This is a genomic window from Streptomyces sp. NPDC006309, assembly GCF_040613095.1.
Taxonomy (GTDB): domain Bacteria; phylum Actinomycetota; class Actinomycetes; order Streptomycetales; family Streptomycetaceae; genus Streptomyces.
The window spans coordinates 347,513-363,139 of the sequence record NZ_JBEXRO010000001.1 but is presented as its reverse complement, the minus strand read 5'-3'; the positions used below and the strand labels follow the sequence as shown (position 1 = coordinate 363,139).

Below are 15,627 nucleotides of genomic sequence, written 5' to 3'. Positions count from 1 at the left end.
GAGATATTCCTTCCCCGGGGGGCCCGCGCCGCAAGCTGTGCTGTCCGGCCCCTGCCCGTGGGGGCCGCGGCCATACGAGGGTGTGACGTACGCCTCTGGACCCGCGCGGCGCCGGCCGAACGTTCCGGCCCGCCGCCGCGTCGTAGGGGCGGACGCGTGAGGGGGTGGCTTGTGCTGCGCGGAAGGGCGCGCCGCGACCAGGGGGCGTACGCCGACGGTACGGACCGTACCGTCGGCGATCCGCTGGACGCGGCCCAGGAACGCCGGGTGCGGGCGGTGCTCGCGCTCGGCGGGGTGCCGCAGTCGGACCTGCCGGACGGGGTGCAGCAGGTGCGGCTGCGGCTGCTGGAGCGCGCGGCGAGGGGAGACGAGGCGCCGCGTGACGTGTCCGCGTGGGCGGCGGTCGTCGCCTCCAACCTGGCCATGGACTGGCACCGGGCGAAGCGGCGCCGGGAACGGTTGGGGGAGCGGCTCGTCGCGCTGCACGAGCCCGCGCACCCCTCCGGCGAGGAGGCCAGCCTGCTCTCCCTCGCCGTCGCCCGCGGCCTCGACGAACTGCCCGCCGCCCAGCGGCAGGTCGTCGTCCTGCGCTTCTTCGCCGACCTGCCCGTGCGGGACATCGCCGGGGAGCTGGGCATACCGGAGGGCACGGTCAAGAGCAGGCTGCACACGGCGGTCCGCGCGCTGCGCGACCGGCTGCACGAGGACGAGGTGGTGTGACGTGACCGCCGAACACGAGGGCGCGGACGGCGTGCGGGGCGCGGAGGGCGCCGGGGAGTACGGCGGCATGGACGCCCTCATGGCCGCGATCACCGGCGACCCCCTCCCGGAGGAGGCCCACCGGGACCCCGCCTTCCGCAGCCGCCACCGCGCGGCCGAGGCCGACGTGGCCCTCCTGCGCGACCGACTCCACTGGCTGGCCGAGGCACTCACGGGGGAACGGACGAGTGGGGACGCGGGGGCGGGGGGTGCGGTGGCCGGGGAAGAAGGGGGGCGGTCCGCGGGTGCCGGTGAGCCGTGGGCCCGGAACGTGGATGCCGGGAACACGCAGACCGGCGATGCGGGAGCCGGGGAAGCCGCTCGCTCCGCGGGTGCGGGGGCCGGTGACCTGGTGCCCGGGGACGCCGGGGAGGCGGAGGCTCGTCCTGCGGGCGCCGGGGATCTGGTGGTCCGGGACGCGGGGGCCGGTGAGCCGATGGCCGGGGCCGCCGCTCGCTCCGCGGGTGCGGGTGCGGGTGCCGGTGATCTGGTGGCCGGGGACGCCGGGGAGGCGGAGGCTCGCCTTCCGGGCGCCGGGGAGCTGGTGGTCCGGGATGCGGGGGCCGGTGAGCCGATGGCCGGGGCCGCCGCTCGCTCCGCGGGTGCCGGTGCCGGTGCGGGTGACCTGGTGGCCGGGGACGCCGGGGAGGTGGAGGCTCGGCTTCCGGGCGCCGGGGAGCTGGTGGTCCGGGATGCGGGGGCCGGTGAGCCGATGGCCGGGGCCGCTGGGGCTCCGTCCGCTGGTGCTGGTGCTGGTGCTGGTGCTGGTGCTGGTGGCGCGGTGGTCGGTGGACCGGTGGCCGGGGGCGCGGAGGTGCGGGATGCGGTGGCCGGGGGCACCGCGGCCGGTGATGTCGGGCCGCGGGAGGCGGGGAGCCGTGGGGGCCGGGGGGCCGGGGGTGCGGGAGGGGCCGTGGCCGGTGGGGGTGTCGCTCGCCGTGCCCGGGGTCGTACCAGCCCTCCGCGACGGCCGGGGCGGCGGTCGCGGCGGGCGCTGCGGATCGGGATCGGCTCGCTCGCCGGTGCCGCGGCCTTCTCGCTGGTCCTCGGCCTCGGCTGGCTGGTGACGAGGGCCGGCGGCGGCGTGGCGGAGGACAGCGGGGGCGCGTCGCAGAGCGCCGCCGACTCCGCGGGCAAGGCGGCCGGGGACGCCGGGCGCCCGGCGGACGCGGAACGCGAGCTGGCCTGTTCCCGGCTGGTGGTGGAGGGCACCGTGGCGAAGGTGCGGCGGCTGCCGGACTCCCCGGCCAGCCGGATCACGCTGACCGTGCTCCGCTCGTACAAGCCGGCGCACGGCCCCGCCGAGGTCGGCCTCCTGCTGGACGGCGGCACGCGGCCGGCGCCGCGCACGGGACAGCACGTCCTCGTGCGGGTCGGCCGGGGCGAGGAGCAGGGGAGCGTGTGGGCCGTCGGCGACTCCCAGGTGGCCACCGCCCGCGCCTGGATCACCGACGCCCTGCCCGGCTCCCGCCACATGCCCTGCTCCTAGGCCGTGTCGTCAGACTCCCGCCTGCTCCACGACCCCATGCACGCACTCTCGCCGCACCGGGCCCCGACCCGAGTACGTCCAGTACGAGAGTCAGGACCCGGCACGCCGGGAGCACGCACCTGACGCCGCAGAGCCCGCCCTCCGGGCGAACGGCGGGAGTTCGACGACACGACCTAGGCGGGGCCGGTGGTGGACCGAAGAAGAAAAGGGGCGGGCCTCCGTCAGGAAGCCCGCCCCCGCTCGGGTCAGCCGGTTACGGCGTGACCTTGCCGATCTTCACGCTGCCGGTGCCCGCGACCGTGCCGCGGGCGTCGACCAGCTGGACCCGGCCGAAGAACTCCCGGCCGGCCGGGGCCTCGGTGGCGGCCGTGACCTGGCCGGTCACCGTCGCGGAGTCGCCCGTGCCGAGCTTGACCGGTGCGGAGCCGTCGACCGTGACGGAGCCGAGCGCGGTGGAGAAGAACACGTCCCGGTAGTCGTAGTCGGTCGAGCCGGACGGGACGGAGTAGCCCGCGACCTGGACGGTGTAGGTGCCGGCGGCCGGGGTCGGCACGGAGACCGCCTCCTCGGAGTCACCGTCGGCGGACTTGCCGACCTCCTTGCCGGAGGAGTCGTACACCGTCAGGTCGAGGTCGGCCGCCGCGTCCGAGACACCGCCGATGGCGACGTCGAGCGAGGTGGCGCCGGCCGGGACGTCGACCGTGGTGGTCTGCGTCTCGCCCTCCTTGATGGCCGGGCGGGCCGTCTTGGCGGAGCCGAGGGGACCGCCGGTGAGCTTGCCGTCCAGTGCCGCGTACGTGTTGGTGACCTTCCAGGAGGCGGCGGTCGGCGTACCGGCCTTGGCCTCGGGGACGGTCACGGTCTCGGGGTCGAAGGCGGCGCCGAGGACGGAGACGTCCAGCCGGTAGGGGTTGTCGAGCAGCGGCGAGGTGCGCCGGGCCTCGACCTCGACCTCCCAGACGCCGGCCTGCGGGTCGGCGTACGAGCGTACGTCCGGCTTGCAGCCGTTGCCGTCCAGGTAGTTGTTGTAGCAGTACGGGGTGCCGGTGTTGTCCGACGGGACGCCGTACGGGTGGATGGCGACGAACCGGGTCTGGCTCTTGTCCTTGAGCCCGCCGATCGCGACCTCCAGCGACTTCGCGCCCTCGGGCACGGCCAGGAAGTACGACCGGGTGCTGTTGCGCTGCACCGAGTCCGACGCCGAGAAGGTGTAGTGGACCGGGTCGGCGACGACGACCGTGGCGAGGACCTGCTTGTCGATGCCCTCGGTCCGCGGGTCGTCGACCTCCAGGATCGCGCTCTTGATGCCGGCCGACGCCGGGGCCGCCTGGACCTGGACGGTCACCGGCTGGTTCAGCGGCAGCCGCACCACGTCGTCGCCGACGATCCGGAAAGTGTGGCCGGCGTTGTTCTCGAAGTGCAGCTCGTGCCGGACCGCCTGGTCCGGGCCGGAGGTGCGGGTGATCGTGACGTCGTACGTCTTCTTCTGCCCGGCCTTCAGGCCGCCCTCGCGGTCGTACAGGCCGGTGCCGTAGCCCGGGGTCTTCAGGGCGCCGTCGAGCGCGGTGTCGACCGGTGCCTTGACGGTGTAGTCGTGGGCGGCGGCGCCGTCCTTGACCGACTCCCACGCGTCCCCGACGTTGATGAGGCCCGCGCCCTCCTCGTAGGCCTGCACGCCCTTGATGTGGTCGGTGGTCGAGGTCAGGGCCGTGCGCAGCCCGGCGGGCGTCAGGTCGATGCCCTTCTGCTTCGCGGCGGACAGCAGCAGCGCGGAGGCGCCGGCGGCCTGCGGGGAGGCCATCGAGGTGCCCTGGAGCATGGAGTAGCCGGCCGGCAGCGCGTAGCCCGCCTCGGCGACCGGGGAGCCCGGCAGCCAGGTCTGGGTGGTGTTGATGGCGGCGCCGGGCGCGGTCAGGGTCGGGGTGAAGCCGCCGTCCTCACGCGGGCCGCGCGAGGAGAAGGGCATCATCTGGTACTTGGTCTCCACGGCCGAGCCGTAGTTGGCGGCCCAGGTCTGCCTGGAGATGGCCGCGCCGACCGAGATGACCTTGTCGGCCAGGCCGGGGTCGCCGATGGTGTTGGCGCCGGGGCCGGAGTTGCCGGCGGAGATCACGAGCTGGACGCCGTAGGTGTCGATGAGCCGGGTGTACAGCTCGGCGCGCGCGTTGTTGCCGTCGTTCAGCGCGGGCAGGCCGCCGATCGACATGTTGACGATGTCGACGCCGCGCTTGGTGACCAGGTCGATCATGCCCTCGGTGAGGGCGACGTTGGTGCAGCCGCCGCTCCAGGTGCAGGCTCGGGAGGAGACGAGACTGGCGCCGGGGGCCGCGCCGTTCATCTTCCCGCCGAACAGGCCGTTGGCGGCGGTGATGCCGGCGACGTGGGTGCCGTGCTCGGACTCGATGACGCCGATGTTGACGTAGTCGGCCTTGGCGCCCGCGGCGTTGTAGACGACGTCCTTGCGGGTCTCGACCACGAACGGGACCCGTTCGGCGACGTCCGTCGACGGGTCGTCGGTGCCGAAGTAGCCGACCTGGTAACCGTCCTTGTACGGCTTCATCGGCGTGTCGTCGGTGAAGTCCAGGTTGTCGTCGGTGTCGACGCGGACCGTGCCGGCGACCGGGTCGTACAGCACGCCCCAGGCGTCGGTGGTGTCGCCGTCGCGGTTGAGGTCGCCCTTCTCGTCGCCGCCCGCGGTGGCGGACTCGTACATGTAGTTGAACTTGTACGAGCCCTCGGGCGCCGTGAACTTCTCGGTGCCCTGGGAGGGGGTGGTCAGGGAGAAGGACGGGCCGGAGACGGCGGTGGTCATGCGACGCCAGGTGCCGTCGCCGTCGGTGACGGGGTCGGTCGCGGTCACCCAGTCGACGATCTTGCGCTCGCCGGTGGTGGTCTTCTGGAGCGCCGGGTGGCCGAGGTCGATGCCGGAGTCGAGGATGCCGATGGTGATGCCGCGGCCGTCCGCCTTCGGGTGGTCCGCGACGAAGTCGACGGCACCGGTCTCGAAGGACGGGTTGTACGGGTTCTCCGCCGGGGTCCTGCGGTCCGGACCCGGGTAAGCGGCCTTGCCGGCCGGTGACTTGGCACCCTGGGGCGTCGGGTCGTCGAGCGGGATCTCCTGCTTGAGGTCGATGGCCCGCACGGTCGAGAGCTTCGCGGCGGAGGCGATGGCCGCGTCCGCCCGGCTCGTCGGGACGGTGGCGCGGACGTAGCCGAGCTTGTCGTCGGTGCGGCCGACCAGACCGCCCTGGACCGCGTCCAGTTCCCCGGCGACCTGCTCGGTCTTCCCCGGGGAGGTCGCGATCATCATCGTGACGGTCTTGTCGCCGTCGGCCTTGGCGTCGGCGAGCAGAGCGGCGTCGTCCGGGCCGAGCTTGTCGTCGGCGGACTTGACGCCGGGGCCGGCGGTGGCCGGGGCGGCCGGCGTGTCCGCGGCGAGGGCCAGCGGTACCGGTCCGGCCGCGGAGAGGGCGGCCACGACACCCACGGCCATGGCCATGCGGGTCAGGCGTCTCGGGCCGGGTATCGGATCACGCTCGGGCGTGTGGGTCATCGGCATCCCTCAGGTGGAGAAACGAGCGGACGAGAGCGCTCAGCTTCACGCAAGGGCCCGAGCTTTGGGGTCCGTTGACCGAATCGATATGGATGTATGGGGAAAACCCGCGATGGGATGTGCGGCGGTCCGGACTGTTTCGTCCGGATGTGCTCAGTTCTCCTTGGAACGGGCGTAATGCCGGGACGCCTTGGCCCGGTTGCCGCACGCGGCCATCGAGCACCAGCGCCGGGTGCCGTTGCGGGACGTGTCGAAGAAGTACAGGACGCAGCCGGTTCCGGAGCAGGTGCGGATGCGCTCCGGGGCCCGGGTCAGCAGGTCCAGATAGCTCCGGGCGGCGAGCCAGGCCGGCCCCCAGGACGGGTCGGCGAACTCGGGCTCCTCGGCGGGGCCCTCGGGGGTGAGCCGGGCCCGGATCCGGCCGTGTGCCAGGACGGCGTCCACGAGCGGCGCCGCCTGCTGCGGCGACCCGTCCACCGCGGCCTTGAGCGCCTCGCGCGCCTCGCGCAGGTGGCGCCCCACCTCCGCGCCGGCCGGATGGGCGCCGGCCAGCCCGTTGCTCGCGAGCCACACCGCCGGCCCGTCGGCGCGGGCGAGCAGGTCCTGGATGACGCCGTCCCGGTTCCAGCGGGTGTTCAGCAGGTCGAGCGCGAGGGGCTCACCGGTGAGCGGGCGGGGATCGCGGGCGGCGGTCATCGGGCACTCCTTCTCGTCTAACCCCTCAAGTGTACGTGACCGGTTGACGCACCTGTCTTCAACCGCCTAGCGTCACTTACGAAGGTTAGAGACTTCTCCGTTCCCGAAGGGACACACCACGACCCTGCGCCTGGGCCACACCGGCTTGAACGTCACCGACCTCGACCGCTCCCTCGCCTTCTACCGCGACGTACTGGGCTTCGCCCTCCTCGGCGAGGGCAAGGAGGACGACCGGCGCTTCGCGTTCCTGGGGGAGGCCGGCGGCCCGCCGCTGCTGACCCTGTGGCAGCAGGCGCGGGGGGCGTACGACCGCACCCGGGCCGGACTGCACCACCTCGCCCTCACCGCGGACTCGGTGGAGCGGGTCCGGGAGTACGAGTCGGCGCTCAGGGCGGCCGGCGTCGAGTTCGCCCACGACGGCGTGGTCGCCCACCGCGAGGGCGCCGCCTCGGGCGGGATCTTCTTCCACGACCCCGACGGCACCCGCCTGGAGATCTCCGTGCCCGACGGCGCCCAGGGCGCCCCCGCCCCGCACGGCACCACCCCGACCTGCGGTTTCTTCTAGACATGGGTGCCTATCACGCGGGCTCGCTCGCCGTGCAGCAGCTGGTGGGGGTGCGCGAGCGGGCCGACCGCACGGGCCGCGCCCTCGGCCAGGACATCAGCGTGGCCGCCGCCGCCTTCCTCGGCCGGCAGCCCCTGCTGGTCGTCGGCGGGCCGGACCCGGCGACGGGCCGGGTGTGGACCTCGCCCGTCACGGGCACTCCGGGATTCATCCGGGCCACCGGGCCCCGGCAGATCTCCGTCGCGGGAGGGCCACCCCCGACCGACCCTCTCGCGACGGCCCTGGCCACCCCCGGCACGCCCGTCGGCAGCATCGTCCTCGACCCGCGCACCCGCCGCCGGCTGCGCCTCAACGGCCGGGCACGGCCCACCGCGGGCGGCTTCGCCGTCGAGGCGGACCAGGTGTTCGGCAACTGCCCGCGCTACATCCGGCGCAGACAGACCTACGAGCGCGTCGAGGGGCGTACCCCCGACGCCGCCCGGCGGACCGGGCGACTGGAGCCGGCCGACGTGGACTTCGTCCGCGCCGCCGACACCTTCTTCGTGTGCACCGTGCACGGCGACGGCGCCGACGTCAGCCATCGCGGCGGCAGCCCCGGCTTCGTCCGCGTCACCTCACCCGGGGAGCTGCGCTGGCCGGACTACCCCGGCAACGCCATGTTCCTCACCCTCGGCAACCTGTACGCCGACCCGCGCGCGGGCCTGCTCTTCCTCGACTGGGAGACGGGCGGCACCCTCCAGCTCACCGGGGAGGCCCGCACCGAGTTCTCCGACGCCGGCGAGCGGACCGTGTGCTTCACCGTCACGGAGGCGGTCCGCACCACGGCCGCCGTGCCGCTGCGCTGGTCCGCCCCGGAGTACTCACCGGCCGACCCGGACGACTGACGCCGCCGGACGGGCCGCCGACTGACGCCGAAGGACGGCCCGGCGGGCGGCAGTCGGCAAGGGACCGGTCACCGTGCCGGGTGACCGGTCCTTCCCCCGCACCGGCTCCCTCCTCCCGCACCGGCTCGTCCCCCCTCCCGCATCGGCTTCCTCCCCCCTCCCGCACCGCCTCCTCCCGCCCCGCCGTCCGCGAGCGCGAGGCACCGGCGGCCAACTCCTCCGGTGTGTGCGCCGGTTCGGCCGGCACCGGCCCGGGGTCCCTCCCCTACCCCGTGAAGTGAACGGGGAGTGACCGGTCTCCGGCGGTCCGCGATCCACTCCATGGCCGCGCCCGGTACCCCGTGATCCACGTACGGTGATCGGCGTCACGCGTTGCCACCGCGTTCACGCGCAGGCCATCCCCGCTGCCAACGATCCATGGTGAGCGGGGCGTTCGCGTCCGTGACGGCCCGCGACCACTGCCGACGCGTTCGTACCCGGGGAGATCGCGCCATGTCGCGCACACGCTCTGTCGCCGCCTTTGCCGCGGGGGTCAACCGCCGTACCGTCCTCGCCGCCGCCGGAGCGGTCTCGCTCTCCGCGGGCACCGGCTACGCCCTCCGCCCCACCGACAGCCGGGCCGCCACCGCCGCCTCCGCCGGGGCGGCGGAGGAAACGCCCGTCGCCCACTCCCGGCAGGCCGCCACCACCCCGCTCGCCCCCTTCACCAAGGGCACCACCGTCGCCTCCGTCGCCACCGCGCGGAACGGCTCCGGCTACCGCCGCCTCGGCGACGGGCCCGGCTGGCAGCGGGTCGTGCGCACCGAGCTGGCGACGCCCGGATCCGGCCGCGCCGCCCGCCGTACCGCCCTCGCCGCGTTCGTGCAGCTCACCGACCTGCACCTGATGGACGTCCAGCACCCGCTGCGCCTGGAGTACCTGCGCTCCCACGATGTGCACGCCTGGCGCCCGCACGAGGCCCTCACCGTGCCCGGCGCCATCTCCCTCGTGGAGCGCGTCAACGCGCTGCGGGGCGCCCCGGTCACCGGAGCCCCGCTGCACTTCGTGATGACCACCGGCGACAACACCGACAACAACGCCCACTCCGAACTGGAGTGGTTCATGAAGGTGATGAGCGGTGGCCGCATCACCCCCAACTCCGGTGACCCCAAGCACTACGAGGGCGTGCAGAACAGCGGCCTCCCGCTGTACTGGCAGCCCGGCTCCGGCGCCCGCGACCACGACAAGGCGCTCGGCTTCCCCTACCTGAAGGGCTTCCTGGCCGCCGCGATCCGCGAGGTGCGCAGCCCCGGCCTCGACCTGCCCTGGTACTCCACCGCCGGCAACCACGACGCCCTCCCGCTCGGCTGCTACGGCTCCCACGGCGACCCCTACCTCACCGAGGCGGCCATCGGCGGCCGGAAGCTGCTGAGCGTCCCCGCCGCCGACGCCAAGAAGCTCCAGGACGCCATCAAGAACGCCAAGGACCCCCGGGGCACCGGCTACCGCGACTTCCTCAAGGCCCACGCCCGCTCCATGCGCGCGGTCACGCCGGACGAGAAGCGGGCCCCGTACACCCAGGCGGACTACCTCAAGGCCCATCTGGACCCCGCCCACCAGGGCGCCGGCCCGGTCGGGCACGGCTACTCCTCGGCCAACCTGGACGCGGGCACCCAGTACTACGCCTTCCGCGTGTCCGACGACGTCATCGGCATCAGCCTCGACACCACCGACGCCGGCGGCCACTACGAGGGCTCGATCGGCACCGCCCAGCTGAAGTGGCTCGACAGGACGCTGAAGGAGCACAAGGACTCGTACGCCGTCGTCTTCAGCCACCACACCAGCACGACGATGACCAACACCCGCCCCGACCCGTCCCGTCCGGGCGAGAAGCGGCACGGCGGCGCCGAGGTGATCTCCGTGCTGTCCGCCCACGCCAACGTGCTGGCCTGGGTGAACGGCCACATCCACAAGAACGTCGTCACCCCGCACCGGGCCTCCGGCGGCCGTTCCTTCTGGGAGGTCTCCACCGCCTCGCACGTCGACTTCCCCCAGCTCGCCCGGGTCATCGAACTGGCCGACAACAAGGACGGCACGATCTCCCTGTTCACGACGCTGATCGAGGCCGCCGCCCCGCACCGCACCGACTACGCCGACCTCTCCCAGACCGGTCTCGCCGCGCTCTACCGCGAGCTGTCCTACAACGCCCCCGGCGCCAACAGGGCCCTCGCGGGCCACGCGGCCGACCGGAACACGGAACTGGTCCTCAAGAAGGGCTGAGAATCACTCAACCGGCCCAGCCCGCGCAACCCCCGCGCCCCGGCCGCGGTCCCTTCCCGCGACCGCACCGGATCCACTCCCTGGGGGAAGACATGCGCGTACGGACGACTCTGGCGGGCACCGCCGCCCTGCTCCTCTCCGCGGCCCTCGCGGCCCCGGCCGTGGCGGCGGCCGGCCCCGCCCGCCACGGCCCCGGCCACGCCGCGACCCGTGAGGCCGTCGAGGCGGTCGTCCGGGACGGCGTGCCCGGGGTGACCGCCACCGCGCGGGACGCCCACGGCACCTGGTCGGCGACCGCCGGTGCGGGCGACACCCGCACGGGCGCGCCGCGTACGGCCGCCGACCGCTACCGCGTCGGCAGCATCACCAAGACCTTCGTCGCCACCGTCCTGCTCCAGCTGGAGGCGGAGGGCCGGCTCTCCCTGGACGACACGGTGGACGAGTGGCTGCCGGGCGTCGTCCGCGGCCACGGCCACGACGGCCGCGCGATCACCGTCCGGCAGCTGCTCAACCACACCAGCGGCATCCACAACTACACGGAGGACGAGGAGTTCGCCCGCACCTACTTCCTCAAGGACGGCTTCCTGCGGCACCGCTACGACACGCTCGCCCCGCAGGACCTGGTGGCGATCGCGATGCGGCACAGTCCGTACTTCGCGCCGGGCACGTCCTGGCACTACTCCAACACCAACTACGTCCTGGCCGGCATGGTCATCGAGAAGGTGACGGGCCACCCCTACGCCACGGAGATCCGCCGCCGCATCATCGGGCCCCTGCACCTGACGGCCACCTCCGTCCCCGGTACGAGGGTCACCGTCCCACGGCCGAGCAGCCGTGCCTACGGCAAGCTCGCCGAGACGGCGACGGGCCCGACCTACGACGTCACGGAGCTCAATCCGTCCGTCGCCTCCTCCGCCGGTGAGATGATCTCCGACTCCGCCGACCTGGACCGCTTCTACAGCGCCCTGCTGCGCGGGAGGCTGCTGCCGCCGCGGCAGCTGACGGAGATGAAGACCACCGTGAAGAGCGACGAGGTGCCCCGCGCCGGTTACGGCCTCGGCCTCCAGGAGACCGTGCTGGACTGCGGGGTGCACGTCTGGGGCCATGACGGCGGCATCCACGGCTCCGGGTCCGCCGCCGTGACGACCGAGGACGGCCGGCACTCCCTGGCCCTCAACCTGAACGCGGACTGGACCGGGGACCCGGACACGGTGGTGCGGGCGGAGTTCTGCTGACCACCGTCCCGGGCCCCTGGGGGCGGCGCATCAGGGGCCCGGGACGGTGGGTCCAGGGGCCGGCGGCGCGGACGGAGGACGGCGTGGCGCGGCGGCCTGCGTGCGGGGCCTGAGGGCCGTGGCCACCGACCGGGTGAACGGCGCCGTGCGGGTGCAGGTCACCTGCTCCTCGCCGTCGGGGAAACGGAGTTCGGGGTGCACGCGGGAGCCTCCCGCCGCCCCGTAGGGTCTCCCCGGCTACCGGGGCAGGACCACGACGTACGCGGCCGGATCGCGGTCGCCGGACGCCATGAGCGCCGTCCGCACCACCGCCGCCTGCTGCTCGGGACAGTCCCGCAGCTTCTTCGGCGTGGTGTACACGACCGTGATCCCCAGCCGCTCCAGGTGCTCGCGCTTGCGGGCGTACTCCGACCACAGCGCGTCGCCGCCCTCCCGGTGGCCCGGCAGGGGGGCGCGCGTGTCCAGTTCGACGGCGACGGCGTGGTCGGGCCAGTAGGCGTCCAGGCCGCCCAGGTGCGGTCCGCCGGGCAGGCGCAGGTCGACGTTCCACACCGGGTCGGGCAGACCGCACTCGCGGACCATCCGGTACAGGCGGTCCTCGGCGGCCGAGCGGCCCTCGGCCACCAGCGAGTCCACCGCGTCCACCACGTGCGCCCGGCCCAGCAGCTTGGCGCGGGTCAGCTCCCGCACCACCGCCACCGGTTCGCAGTGCCCCCCGCGCACCGCCTCGGTCAGCAGCCGCCGTACCGCCTCCGCGTCCGTCAGCTCCGCCACCGCGTCCGCCAGCGCCCGCGGCACCGGCGCCACCGGCAGGCCCGACACCGATTGCGGCACGGGCAGATCGGCGGTGCGCAGGACGCGGACGTAGCCCGTCGAACGCAGCCGGCGCAACCGCGGGACCAGGACGTCCACCCGGTTCAGGGCGTCCGGCGCCGGGGCGTGGGAGAAGCCGTGCAGGGTGAGCGCCACCAGGCCGGTGAGCACCGCCTCCGCGTACCGGGGCCGGTGCGGGGACGCGGACGTCGGCTGGACGGGTACGGCCGGCGCCGCCGCGCGGGCCGCGTACAGCAGGGCCCCGTGCAGCCGTTCCTCGCCGGTCGGCGGGCCGGGGTGCAGCAGGACGACGTTCGGCAGCAGTTCCCGCCAGGGGCCGCCGGGACGGCACTGCTCGGTCTGCTCGGCCGGTGTCACACCGTGGGCGCGGAGCTGAGCCGCCGTCATCACCCGGCGGTGGACGTCGGAGAGGTGGCTCAGGGAGCGGGGGGAGAGCGGGGCGTCGTGCGTCATGGCGGGGGGATTCCCGCGCCGGGTCCCTCCTCTAACCGCTGTTACACGGCCGTCGAACAATGCGGACAGGACGGGACTAAAGGTCAGGTGTTCGGATGCCGAGTAGGGACGGGAAACCCCTGGTCCGCTCGGGTGCGGACCAGGGGTCACGGTGATGTGTGACCGGATCTCGTAACGGTCACCCACCGGGCAAGCTCAGGCCAAGGCTCAGTGGCCGGCCGCCGCCGCGTCGCACTCCTGTGCCCGCAGCGCCCGCGCCAGGTCGTCCCGCGCCTCCAGCACCAGCCGGCGCAGCGCCGGCGCCGCGTCCGCGTGCGCCCGGAGCCACGCGTCCGTCGCCTCCAGCGTCTCCGGGCGGTCCTGGTACGCCGGGAACAGACCCCGCACCACGTCCATGCCGATCTGGATCGACCGCTCCCGCCACACCCGCTCGATCGCCGCGAAGTACAACTGCGCGTACGGCGCGGTCAGCTCCCGCTGCGACGGCCGGGCGAAGCCCGCGATCGTCGCCTCCACATGCGCGTTCGACAGCGCCTCCGACTCCACCACCTGCGCCCACGCCTGCGCCTTGACCGCCGCCGACGGACGCGCGGCCAGGCAGCGCACCTGGTGCCGCCTGCCGGACGCCGTGTCGTCCCGGGCCAGCTCGGCCGCCAGCTCCCGCTCGCCGGCCACCCCGTGCGCCGCCAGCGGCTCCAGGAACACCCAGCGCAGCTCCTGGTCCACCACCAGGCCGTCGAACCCGGTGGTGCCGTCCAGCAGGTCCCTCAGCAGAACGAGGTCGCCCTCGGAAGTGGCCACCGCCGCGAAGAACCGCGCCCACGCCAGCTGCTGCTCACTGCCCGGCCCGGCCGCCCGCAGCTCCCGCAGCGCGCCCTCCGCCAGCAGCCGCCCGCCCGTCTCCCGCCACGCCGGTGCCGCGTAGTGCGCCAGCGCCGAGTCCGCCCAGGCGTGCAGCATCTGGAGCACACCGATGTCGGACTCGCGGCCCGCGAAGCGCAGCACGAGGGCGATGAAGTCGCGGGCCGGCAGCAGCCCGTCCCGGGTCAGGTTCCACAGCGCCGACCAGCACAGGGCGCGGGCGAGCGGGCCGGTGAGCGCGCCCAGCCGGGTGCGCAGGGTCGCCAGCGAGGTCTCGTCGAACCGGATCTTGCAGTAGGTGAGGTCGTCGTCGTTGACCAGCACCAGCTCCGGTGCCTGCTCGCCCGCCAGCTCCGCCACGACCGTCCGGGGACCGTCCACGTCCGTCTCCACCCGCGCGTACCGCTCCAGCGCGCCCTCCGGCGTGGTGCGGTACAGGCCCACCGCGACCCGGTGCGGACGCAGTTCGGGATGTGACTCGGCCGCCTCCTGCACCACCGCCAGCTCGGCGATCCGGCCGCCGTCGGTGTCCAGCAGCACCTGCGGGGTCAGCGCGTTCACCCCGGCCGTCTGGAGCCAGGACCGCGCCCAGCCCGACATGTCCCGCCCGCTGGTCTCGGCCAGCACCGACAGCAGGTCGCCCAGGCGCGTGTTGCTGTACGCGTTGCGCTTGAAGTAGCGCCGGGCACCCTCCAGGAACGCGTCCTGGCCGACGTACGCCACCAGCTGCTTGAGCACCGAGGCGCCCTTGGCGTAGGTGATGCCGTCGAAGTTCAGCTTGGCGTCCTGGAGGTCGCGGATGTCCGCGGTGACCGGATGCGTGGACGGCAGCTGGTCCGCCCGGTACGCCCAGGCCTTGCGGCGGTTGGCGAAGGTGACCCAGGCGTCCCGGAAGCGGGTCGCGCCCACGTTCGCGAACGTGCCCATGAAGTCCGCGAAGGACTCCTTCAGCCACAGGTCGTCCCACCACACCATGGTGACCAGGTCGCCGAACCACATGTGCGCCATCTCGTGCAGGATGACGTTGGCCCGCGCCTCGTACGACGCCTGTGTCACCTTCCCGCGGAAGATGTACTCCTCGCGGAAGGTCACCAGGCCCGGGTTCTCCATCGCGCCGAGGTTGTACTCCGGCACGAACGCCTGGTCGTACTTGCCGAACGGGTACGGGAAGTCGAAGTGGTCGTGGAAGAAGTCCAGGCCCTGCCTGGTCACCAGGAAGACGTCGTCCGCGTCGAAGTGCGGCGCCAGACCCTTGCGGCACATCGCGCCGAGCGCGATCTCCAGCTTCGTGCCGTCCTCGAAGGTGCGCGTGTAGGAGTCCGTCACATAGTGGTACGGGCCCGCCACCACGCACGTGATGTACGTCGAGACCGGCTTGGTCTCCGCGAACCGCCACACCCCGTCGGTGAGTTCACCGGCACCGTTGCTCCACACCGTCCAGCCCTCGGGCGCCCGCACCTCGAAGCGGTACGGCGCCTTCAGGTCCGGCTGCTCGAAGTTCGCGAACACCCGGCGGGCGTCGGCCGGCTCGTACTGGGTGTACAGGTAGACCTCGCCGTCCTCCGGGTCGACGAAGCGGTGCAGGCCCTCACCGGTGCGCGAGTAGGCGCACCGGGCGTCCACCACCAGCTCGTTCTCCGCGGCCAGGTCCTCCAGCAGGATCCGGGAGCCGTCGAACACCTCGCCCGGGTCCAGGTCCCGCCCGTTGAGCGAGACGGACGTGACGACCGGGGCGATCAGGTCGGCGAAGCTCGCCGCGCCCGGCTCCGCGCAGCGGAAGCGGACGGTGGTCACCGAGCGGAACGTGCGCGGCTCGCCGCCCCCGTCACCGACGGCGGACCGGATGTCGAGGAACACGTCGTACCCGTCGACGGACAGCAGGGCGGCCCGCTCGCGGGCCTCGTCGCGGGACAGATTCTCACCGGGCACGGACGGCACTCCCTTGTGATCGCGTGATGGTGGCGGAACAGGACCGATCCTGCCATGCGGTCCTGACGGCGGACAGCGGGGAATGCGACGGGCGGTGACCTCGTTGTCGG

At 73.8% G+C, this 15,627-nt stretch carries 10 protein-coding genes; 6 read left to right on the top strand and 4 right to left on the bottom strand.

Features of this window, described 5'->3' with window-relative positions:
- Positions 1 to 171 precede the first annotated feature (171 nt).
- Positions 172 to 720, top strand: coding sequence for a sigma-70 family RNA polymerase sigma factor (locus ABZ117_RS01620; protein WP_356816634.1), 549 nt, complete (start codon positions 172 to 174; stop codon positions 718 to 720).
- A 1-nt stretch (position 721) separates the two neighbouring features.
- On the top strand, positions 722 to 2,248 hold the full coding sequence (locus tag ABZ117_RS01615; RefSeq protein WP_356816348.1) for a hypothetical protein: 1,527 nt from the start codon (positions 722 to 724) through the stop codon (positions 2,246 to 2,248).
- Between the two features lie 253 nt (positions 2,249 to 2,501).
- Here ABZ117_RS01615 and ABZ117_RS01610 read toward each other — a convergent pair whose 3' ends face one another.
- Positions 2,502 to 5,801 (bottom strand): S8 family serine peptidase, encoded by a 3,300-nt coding sequence (locus ABZ117_RS01610; protein ID WP_356816347.1) that lies wholly within the window; start codon positions 5,799 to 5,801, stop codon positions 2,502 to 2,504.
- A 153-nt stretch (positions 5,802 to 5,954) separates the two neighbouring features.
- Positions 5,955 to 6,497, bottom strand: coding sequence for a CGNR zinc finger domain-containing protein (locus tag ABZ117_RS01605; protein WP_356816346.1), 543 nt, complete (start codon positions 6,495 to 6,497; stop codon positions 5,955 to 5,957).
- A 124-nt stretch (positions 6,498 to 6,621) separates the two neighbouring features.
- On the opposite strand from ABZ117_RS01605, the gene ABZ117_RS01600 reads away from it, so the two are divergent.
- The 4 genes from ABZ117_RS01600 (at position 6,622) to ABZ117_RS01585 (ending at position 11,440) form a co-directional block, all read left to right on the top strand.
- Positions 6,622 to 7,062, top strand: coding sequence for a VOC family protein (locus ABZ117_RS01600; RefSeq protein ID WP_356816632.1), 441 nt, complete (start codon positions 6,622 to 6,624; stop codon positions 7,060 to 7,062).
- A gap of 2 nt (positions 7,063 to 7,064) precedes the next feature.
- The gene (locus ABZ117_RS01595) at positions 7,065 to 7,946 is read left to right on the top strand and encodes a pyridoxamine 5'-phosphate oxidase family protein (RefSeq protein WP_356816345.1); all 882 of its coding nucleotides are present in this window, start codon (positions 7,065 to 7,067) and stop codon (positions 7,944 to 7,946) included.
- 492 nt (positions 7,947 to 8,438) lie between these two features.
- On the top strand, positions 8,439 to 10,205 hold the full coding sequence (locus tag ABZ117_RS01590; RefSeq protein WP_356816344.1) for a TIGR03767 family metallophosphoesterase: 1,767 nt from the start codon (positions 8,439 to 8,441) through the stop codon (positions 10,203 to 10,205).
- Positions 10,206 to 10,297: 92 nt separating this feature from the next.
- A complete protein-coding gene (locus ABZ117_RS01585; RefSeq protein WP_356816343.1) occupies positions 10,298 to 11,440 on the top strand; it encodes a serine hydrolase domain-containing protein in 1,143 nt (380 codons plus the stop codon).
- A gap of 237 nt (positions 11,441 to 11,677) precedes the next feature.
- Here ABZ117_RS01585 and ABZ117_RS01580 read toward each other — a convergent pair whose 3' ends face one another.
- Together ABZ117_RS01580 and pepN are read right to left on the bottom strand one after the other, a co-directional pair.
- Positions 11,678 to 12,727, bottom strand: a complete 1,050-nt coding sequence (locus tag ABZ117_RS01580; RefSeq protein ID WP_356816342.1) for a hypothetical protein — start codon at positions 12,725 to 12,727, stop codon at positions 11,678 to 11,680.
- A 207-nt stretch (positions 12,728 to 12,934) separates the two neighbouring features.
- Complete coding sequence (gene pepN, locus ABZ117_RS01575) at positions 12,935 to 15,517, bottom strand: aminopeptidase N (protein WP_356816341.1); 2,583 nt, start codon at positions 15,515 to 15,517, stop codon at positions 12,935 to 12,937.
- Positions 15,518 to 15,627: the final 110 nt, after the last annotated feature.